The organism is Azospirillum sp. UFLA03-27, from assembly GCF_059803775.1.
In genome coordinates this window covers 1-7177 of sequence record NZ_JAUQTX010000298.1, presented here as the reverse complement: position 1 = coordinate 7177, position 7177 = coordinate 1, and the positions used below count along the sequence as shown (strand labels likewise).

The following is a 7177-nucleotide window of genomic DNA, read 5'->3' as shown; positions in this document are numbered from 1 at the left end:
GTTTTAATGGTCGGCAGCGTCATTTTTTTATAAGCCACCGGGGGTGGGCCGGGGTGGGGGCACCGTCGGCACCCGAACACCCCTCCATCCCACGAGGACTCCGCCCATGTCCGAAGCCGCGCTCGCCTTCTGGATGTTCGAGGTCCCGGCCCGCTGCCGCGATGCCGAGGGGCGGCGGCTGGGCGAGGCCCGCGCCCTGCTGCTGTCCCACCCGCAGCGCCAGCAGCGCATGATGCTGGAACTGGCGCACGACGCCCCGCTCGCCATGGGAAGCCGCATCGTCACACGGCGCGCGGCCTTCCTGGTCGAGCGTTGCGAGGGCGAGTCCGGCTTCGGCTTCCGGCGCTACACCGTGCGCTGCGTCGGGACACGTCCGGCGCCCTGACGAAAACCGGGGGCGACGAAAACCGGGCGCGGCTGATCCACATCAAAGCGCCGAGCGCTCCGATGGCGAATATTAATCGAACGATTAATAACCCGCTTCGGAGACTCCCATGACCACCCCCGCCCCCGCGCCGCATGAGGGCCTGTGCGCGAAACTCCTGCGCGGCTGGCGCGGCGCGCGGTCCCTGGACGCGCTCCAGGCGCTGGCGCCGCACGACCGCGACCGCGTGCTGGCCGACGCCGGCCTGACCGCCCTGACCGCCCCGGCCGTGCTGCGCGCCGGCCATGTCGGCGCGCTTCTGCCCGCCGCGATGGCTCTGCACGGCGTCGACGGCGCGGTGGTGGAACAGGACCGCCCCGACCTGATGAACGACCTGCAGCGTGTCTGCGCGCTCTGCCGCAGCGCCCGCACCTGCCGCCATCTGCTCGCCGAGGGCTGCACGCAGCCGGAGCACGCGCTGCTCTGCCCCAACGCCGACACGCTCGACGCGCTCCGCTGAGGAGCGCGCCGAGCGGGCGCAAAACCTCTCCCCGAAAAATCCCCAACCGTCTTCGTCGGAAAAGCGATTGACAGCGCCGCGACGCGACCGTTAGCATCCCTGAATAATTAATTGGCCGTATAATAAAACACGGGAACGATTGCCGCATCGAACGGCACGCGTTCCCGCAACGGGCCGACGCGCCCACGCCGAGAGCGGCGGGGCGCCGACAGGGAATCGTCATTCGCCGTCATCGCGACATCACCGTCGAACGCGGAGGGAGAGATGAGAAACGTGGTACTGGGCGGCCTGCTGTTGACCGGCGTCGCCGCGTCGGTTCCGGCGCAGGCGCAGGACACGGTCAGGATCGGGCTGGTCCAGCCGCTGACCGGATCGGTCGCCTACAACGGCAAGTCCGTGGTGGAAGGCGCCCGGCTCGCCGTAGAGGAGATGAACGCCGCGGGGGGCGTCCTCGGCAAGAAGATCGAACTGATCGTCGAGGACGGCCAGTGTACGCCGGCCAACTCGGTCAACGCCGTCGAGAAGCTGGTGCAGAAGGACAAGGTCGTCACGCTGGTCGGCGCCTTCTGCAGCTCCGCCACCGCAGCGATCATGCCGGTAGCCCAGAAATACAAGCTGCCGCTGATCACCGGCGTGTCGTCGAAGGCCAGCCTGACGGAACAGGGCAACCCCTATTTCTTCCGCGCCGCCGAGACGGACGCGCTGATGGCGGAGGCCTTCGCCAAAATCCTCGCCAACGACCTGAAGCTGACCAAGGTCGCCTACATCGGCGTCAACGACGACTGGGGCCGCGGCGGGGTTGAGGAATTCTCCCGCGACCTGACGGCGCTGGGCGTCAAGACGGTGCTGACCGAGTATTTCGACCACGGCGCCACCGACTTCTTCACGCTGCTGACCAAGCTGCGCGCCGCCAAGCCGGACGGCGTGTTCGTCGCCGCGGAGACGCAGGACGGTTCCATCCTGGTCAAGCAGATCCGCGAGATGGGGCTGGACACCAAGGTGTTCGGCGTCGGCTCCTGGGCCACCGCCGACTTCATCAACCTGACCGGCGAGGCCGCGGAAGGCATCCACGCCGCCGTCCCCTACGCCTCCAGCATGGACACCCCGCGCAACCAGACCTTCGTCCAGAAATACCAGGCGAAGTACGGCATCAAGCCCGGCAAGTACGGCGCCGCCGGCTACAACGCGCTGAACATCGCCGGGCAGGCCATCGCGCGGGCCGGCGGCACCGACGCCGAGGCCATCCGGGCGTCGCTCGCCAAGACCAGCTACGAGGCGCCGAACGGCGTCTACAAGTTCACCGACAAGGGCCAGGCCTACGGCTTCGACGCGGTGCTGGTGCGGATCGAGAAGGGCGAACCGAAGGTGATCGCCTCCACCCCGGTGGACGCGCCGCACTGACCGGCGGACGCGCCGCGGGGCTGCCGTGACGGCACCGTTCCCGCGGCGCGCACCGATCCAACGCACCGTTTGTGCGGGCCTGCTTTTGCGAGAACGTCATGGATCTCTTTCCGCAGTTCCTGGCCAACGGGCTGGTGATGGGCGTGTTCTACGCGCTCTCCGCCCTCGGCCTGACGCTGATCTTCGGCCTGATGCGCGTGGTCAACTTCGCCCATGGCGAGTTCTACATGCTGGGCGGGGTCAGCGGCTGGTTCGTCACCAATCACCTGGGCCTCGACTTCTTCAGCGGCCTGATCGTGGTCGCTGTCTTCATGGCCGCCGTCGGCTGGCTGGTCGACCGCTTCCTGATCGAGCGGGTGCGCGGCCAGGGTGAGGAGCCGGGCATCCTGCTGACCATCGGCCTGTCGATCTTCCTGGTCAACGGCACGCTCCTGCTGGTCGGCCCGGCGCCCATGAAGGTGGCCGGCGCGGTGGCGGAGGGGCCGCTGTTCTTCGGCCCCATCGCGGTGACCAAGCTGCGCCTGCTCGCCGTGGCGGTGGGCATCGCGCTGATCGTCGGCGCCCATCTGCTGATCCGCCGGACCCGGCTGGGGGCGGCGATGCGCGCCACCTTCCAGGACCCGATGGCGGCCAGCCTCGCCGGCATCCGCACCGGCCACGTCTACGCCGCCACCTTCGCGCTGGGCTGCACGCTGGCCGCGCTGTCGGGGATGCTGCTGGCCTCCATCTACTCCGCCCAGGCGTCGGTCGGCGGCCTCATCAGCCTGAAGAGCTTCGTCGTGGTGATCCTCGGCGGCATGGGCAGCTTCGCCGGGGCCATCGCCGGGGGCCTGCTGCTGGGCGTCGCCGAGGCGATGTGGGGCGGCTACGTGTCCATGGGCATGGTGGACGTCATCGGCTTCGTCCTGGTCATCCTGATCCTGCTGTTCCGGCCCCAGGGCCTGTTCTCGATCCGCACGGAAAGGGCCTGACATGACCCTGGAACGCAACATCCTCCTGGCCTTCCTGGCGGGGGCGGCGCTTCTGCCCTTCGCGGTGACGGACCAGTACATCCTGCACCTCGCCATCATGGCGCTGTTCTACGCGGTGCTGGCGAGCAGCCTCAATCTGGTGGTCGGCTATGTCGGCGAATTCTCGCTGGGCCACACCGCCTTCCTCGGCACCGGGGCCTACACGGCGGCGCTGCTGTCCACCCAGGCGGGGATGCCGATGTGGGTGACGATCCCGCTGGCCGGGCTGGTCTCCGCCGTCTTCGGCTTCGCCATCGGGGCGATCACGCTGCGCCTGCAAGGCCCCTACTTCGTGATCGTCACCCTGTCCTTCGCCGAAGTGCTGCGCATCGTCGCCAACAACTGGATCGCAGTGACCAACGGCCCGATGGGTCTGGCTGGCGTCGGCCAGAACCTCTTCGGGGACGTCACGGTCACCGACAAGGCCGGATTCTTCCTGATCGTTCTGGGCATCGCCGCGGTGGCGCTCTACCTCTCCTACCGCTTCGTCTATTCGAACGCCGGGCGGGCGGCGGTGGCGGTGCGCGAGAACCGCTACGTGGCGCAGTCCATCGGCGTCGATCCCTTCGGCACGGCGATGCAGGCCTTCGTGCTGGGCGCCTTCCTGGCCGGCTTGGCCGGGGGCTTCTACGCCCACTACATCTCCTTCGTCGGGCCGGAGGTGTTCCGCTTCGCCTTCATGGCGACGATGATCATCATGGTGCTTCTGGGCGGCAAGGGCACGCTGATCGGCCCGCTGGCCGGCGCGGTGATCGTGACCGTGCTGGAGGAGTATCTGCGCGAGGTGCAGGAACTCCGCCTCACCCTGTTCGGGTTGATCGTCATGGCCATCGTCCTGTTCCTGCCCAACGGCCTGATGGGCTTCATCGCCCTGCGCCGCGAGCAGCAGGCCGCCAAGCCGACCCTCAACGCCGCGAAGGAGCGCACCGTATGACGGCGACCACCAACCGGCAGCCGCTGCTGCGCGCCGACGACCTGACCATGACCTTCGGCGGCATCACGGCGGTGAAGGACTTCAGCTTCCACATCGAGCCCGGCGAGATCGTCGGCCTGATCGGCCCCAACGGCGCCGGCAAGACGACCTGCTTCAACATGCTGACCGGCTTCTACGCGCCGAGCAACGGGCGGGTGCGCTTCAAGGGGCAGGACATCACCAACCGCAAGCCCCACGCCATCGCCCGGCTCGGCCTCGTCCGCAGCTTCCAGAAGACCAACGTCATGAAGCGGCTGACGGTCTTCGAGAATGTGCTGACCGGCCATTACATGGCGAGCCGGCAATCCCTCCTCGCCACCTTCTTCCCCGGCGAGGCGGTCCGCCGCGCCGAGCGCGAGGCGCGGGAGAGCGCCGCCACCATCGTCGAAACCATGGGTCTGGCCCAGCGCATGAACGCCCCGGCGCATCTGCTGTCCTGCGGCGAGCTGCGCCTGCTGGAGGTCGCGGTGGCGCTGGCCGCCAAACCCAGCCTGCTGATGCTCGACGAACCCGCCGCCGGGCTGAACAGCCACGAGGCCGGGACCTTCGGCGCGGTGCTGAAGACGTTGATCGGGCGCAGCATCGACGCGCTGCTGATCGTGGAGCACAACATGGATCTGGTCATGTCGGTGTCCGACCGGATCGTCGTCCTCAACTTCGGCCGCAAGCTGGCCGAGGGCCGCCCCGCCGAGATCCTGGAGAACCGGCAAGTCGCCGAAGCCTATCTCGGAAAGGCCGCCGCATGACGCTGCTCTCCGAATCCCCTTCGCCCTCCGCCATCGCGCAGGCCGCCGACGCGCCGGTCCTCGCCGTGGAGGGCTTGCACGTCGCCTACGGTTCCACCGCCGCGCTGCACGGCGTGTCGCTGGACGTGCGGGCCGGCGAGACGGTCGCGCTGATCGGCGCCAACGGTGCGGGCAAGAGCACCATCCTGCGGGCCATCTCCGGTCTGCTGAAGGCGCGCTCCGGCACCATCGTCTGGAACGGCAAGTCGATCGCGAACCTGCCCGCCGACCGCATCGTCGCCGCCGGCATCGCCCACTGCCCGGAGGAACGGCACGTCTGGCCGAACATGACGGTGCAGGAGAACATCGCGCTCGGGGCCTATCTCTGCCGCTCGCGCGAGGAGGTGCAGCGGCGCATCGGCATGGCCTTCCACCGCTTCCCCCGCCTGCGCGAACGGTCGCGCCAGATGGCCGGCACGCTCAGCGGCGGCGAACAGCAGATGCTCGCCATCGCCCGCGCGCTGATGTCGGAGCCGCGGCTGCTGATGCTGGATGAGCCCAGCCTCGGCCTCAGCCCGAAGATGGCCGACGAGGTGTTCGACGTGGTGCGCTCCGTCAACGCCCACGGCGTCACCGTGCTGCTGGTCGAGCAGAACATCCACAACGCGCTGGGCGTCGCCAGCCGGGCCTATGTGGTCAAGACGGGCCGCATCACCGCCAGCCGCCCCTCGGCGGAGCTGCGCGGCGACCCCGACCTGCTGCGCGCCTATCTGGGCGGCTGAGGCCGCCACACGGCGAAAGGCCGTGTCACGAATAATTAAACGAACGACCGAACAATTCTCGGTCGCCGTCCTTCAGGAGGCAAGAGTGCGAACCAACATGCGAATTGGCATCGTCGGCGGCGGCATCGGCGGCGTCGCGCTGGCCGGCAGCCTGCTCCAGCGCGGCTTCGAGGTCCGCCTGTTCGAGCGGGCGCCGGGCTTCGGCGAGATCGGCGCCGGCATCCAGATGACGCCGAACGCGGTGAAGGTCATCAAGTCGCTGGGTCTGCTCGACAAGATGCTGGCCGCCGGCTTCCTGCCGCAATCGCTGGTCGGGCGCAACTGGCGCAGCGGGCGGGAGACCTTCCGCACGCCGCTGATCGAGACCTGCCCGGTGCTCTACGACGCGCCCTTCATCCACATCCACCGCGCCGACCTGCACGCCATCCTGGCCTCGCTGGTCCCGGAGAGCGTCGCCAACTTCGGGGTGGGCTGCACCGGCGTGCGCCAGGACAAGAACACGGCGGTCGCCAGCTTCAGCGACGGCAGCGAGTATGAGGCCGACCTGATCGTCGGCGCCGACGGCGTGCGCTCCGTCGTGCGCTCCGCCCTGTTCGGGCCGGAGGCGCCGCGCTTCACCGGCCACATGTGCTACCGCGCCGTGGTGCCGACCGGCGGGGTGGTGGATTACGTCAGCCCCGACGCCTCCTTCTGGTTCGGGCCGCACAGCCACGTCGTGACCTACTACGTGCGCGGCGGCACGGCCGTGAACATCGTGGCGGTCGCCGAGACCAAGGAGTGGGTCGAGGAGTCCTGGAACGCCCCCAGCAGCAAGGAGGAGATGCTCGGCGCCTTCCGCGGCTGGCACCGCAACGTGGAGACGCTCTTCAGCAAGGTGGACCAGGTCTACAAATGGGGCCTGTTCGACCGCGACCCGATGACGAGCTGGTCGAAGGGCCGCATCACGCTGATGGGCGACGCCGCGCACCCCATGCTGCCCTTCCTCTCGCAGGGCGCCGCCATGGCGATCGAGGACGCCCATGTGCTGGCCGAATCCCTGAAGGGGCACGGGAGCGACGTGGCCTCGGCGCTGCGCGACTACGAGGCGGAGCGGCTTCCCCGCACCAGCCGCGTCCAGCTGGAGGCGCGGGAGCGCGGGCGGACCTACCACCTGCCCTCCCCGCTGGCGCAGGCGAAGCGCGACTTCATGTACTGGCTGCGCGGCCTGTTCAACCCGCAGGCCACCGGCATCCAGGCCAACTGGGTCTACCAGTACGACGCCCGCGCGTTCCGCCCGAACCTCTCCGACAAGCCGCGCCTCGTGGCGTGAGCGGGCGTTGCTTGCCCCCTCCCTAACCCTCCTCCGCTCTCGCAGGGGAGGGGACAAAACTCCCTCCCCTGCGAGCTGTCTCTTATACACATC

General features: G+C 68.8%; 8 protein-coding genes. All 8 read left to right on the top strand.

The genetic code is table 11. The annotated features are described in order from the left end of the window. Positions 1-106: 106 nt before the first annotated feature. The 8 genes from Q4I23_RS28620 (at position 107) to Q4I23_RS28585 (ending at position 7084) form a co-directional block, all read left to right on the top strand. Positions 107-385: a hypothetical protein gene (locus tag Q4I23_RS28620; RefSeq protein WP_498528465.1), complete on the top strand. Its 279-nt coding sequence runs from the start codon at positions 107-109 to the stop codon at positions 383-385. A gap of 109 nt (positions 386-494) precedes the next feature. Then, complete coding sequence (locus Q4I23_RS28615; RefSeq protein ID WP_498528464.1) at positions 495-884, top strand: hypothetical protein; 390 nt, start codon at positions 495-497, stop codon at positions 882-884. Positions 885-1148: 264 nt separating this feature from the next. Beyond that, positions 1149-2285, top strand: coding sequence for an ABC transporter substrate-binding protein (locus Q4I23_RS28610; protein WP_035682982.1), 1137 nt, complete (start codon positions 1149-1151; stop codon positions 2283-2285). Positions 2286-2383: 98 nt separating this feature from the next. Next, the gene (locus tag Q4I23_RS28605; RefSeq protein ID WP_498528463.1) at positions 2384-3256 is read left to right on the top strand and encodes a branched-chain amino acid ABC transporter permease; all 873 of its coding nucleotides are present in this window, start codon (positions 2384-2386) and stop codon (positions 3254-3256) included. Between the two features lies 1 nt (position 3257). Beyond that, the gene (locus tag Q4I23_RS28600; RefSeq protein WP_040137893.1) at positions 3258-4229 is read left to right on the top strand and encodes a branched-chain amino acid ABC transporter permease; all 972 of its coding nucleotides are present in this window, start codon (positions 3258-3260) and stop codon (positions 4227-4229) included. After that, positions 4226-5014 (top strand): ABC transporter ATP-binding protein, encoded by a 789-nt coding sequence (locus tag Q4I23_RS28595; RefSeq protein ID WP_498528462.1) that lies wholly within the window; start codon positions 4226-4228, stop codon positions 5012-5014. Before Q4I23_RS28600 ends, Q4I23_RS28595 begins: the two co-directional genes overlap by 4 nt. Further along, positions 5011-5775, top strand: a complete 765-nt coding sequence (locus Q4I23_RS28590) for an ABC transporter ATP-binding protein (RefSeq protein ID WP_498528461.1) — start codon at positions 5011-5013, stop codon at positions 5773-5775. Before Q4I23_RS28595 ends, Q4I23_RS28590 begins: the two co-directional genes overlap by 4 nt. A gap of 85 nt (positions 5776-5860) precedes the next feature. Beyond that, a complete protein-coding gene (locus tag Q4I23_RS28585; protein ID WP_498528460.1) occupies positions 5861-7084 on the top strand; it encodes an FAD-dependent monooxygenase in 1224 nt (407 codons plus the stop codon). The last annotated feature ends 93 nt before the right edge of the window (positions 7085-7177 follow it).

What these genes read in the sequence shown, in the direction of transcription:
- Q4I23_RS28620 (WP_498528465.1), top strand. Translation starts at nt 107, where the DNA reads ATGTCCGAAGCCGCGCTCGCCTTCTGGATGTTCGAGGTCCCGGCCCGC.
- Q4I23_RS28615 (WP_498528464.1), top strand. Translation starts at nt 495, where the DNA reads ATGACCACCCCCGCCCCCGCGCCGCATGAGGGCCTGTGCGCGAAACTC.
- Q4I23_RS28610 (WP_035682982.1), top strand. Translation starts at nt 1,149, where the DNA reads ATGAGAAACGTGGTACTGGGCGGCCTGCTGTTGACCGGCGTCGCCGCG.
- Q4I23_RS28605 (WP_498528463.1), top strand. Translation starts at nt 2,384, where the DNA reads ATGGATCTCTTTCCGCAGTTCCTGGCCAACGGGCTGGTGATGGGCGTG.
- Q4I23_RS28600 (WP_040137893.1), top strand. Translation starts at nt 3,258, where the DNA reads ATGACCCTGGAACGCAACATCCTCCTGGCCTTCCTGGCGGGGGCGGCG.
- Q4I23_RS28595 (WP_498528462.1), top strand. Translation starts at nt 4,226, where the DNA reads ATGACGGCGACCACCAACCGGCAGCCGCTGCTGCGCGCCGACGACCTG.
- Q4I23_RS28590 (WP_498528461.1), top strand. Translation starts at nt 5,011, where the DNA reads ATGACGCTGCTCTCCGAATCCCCTTCGCCCTCCGCCATCGCGCAGGCC.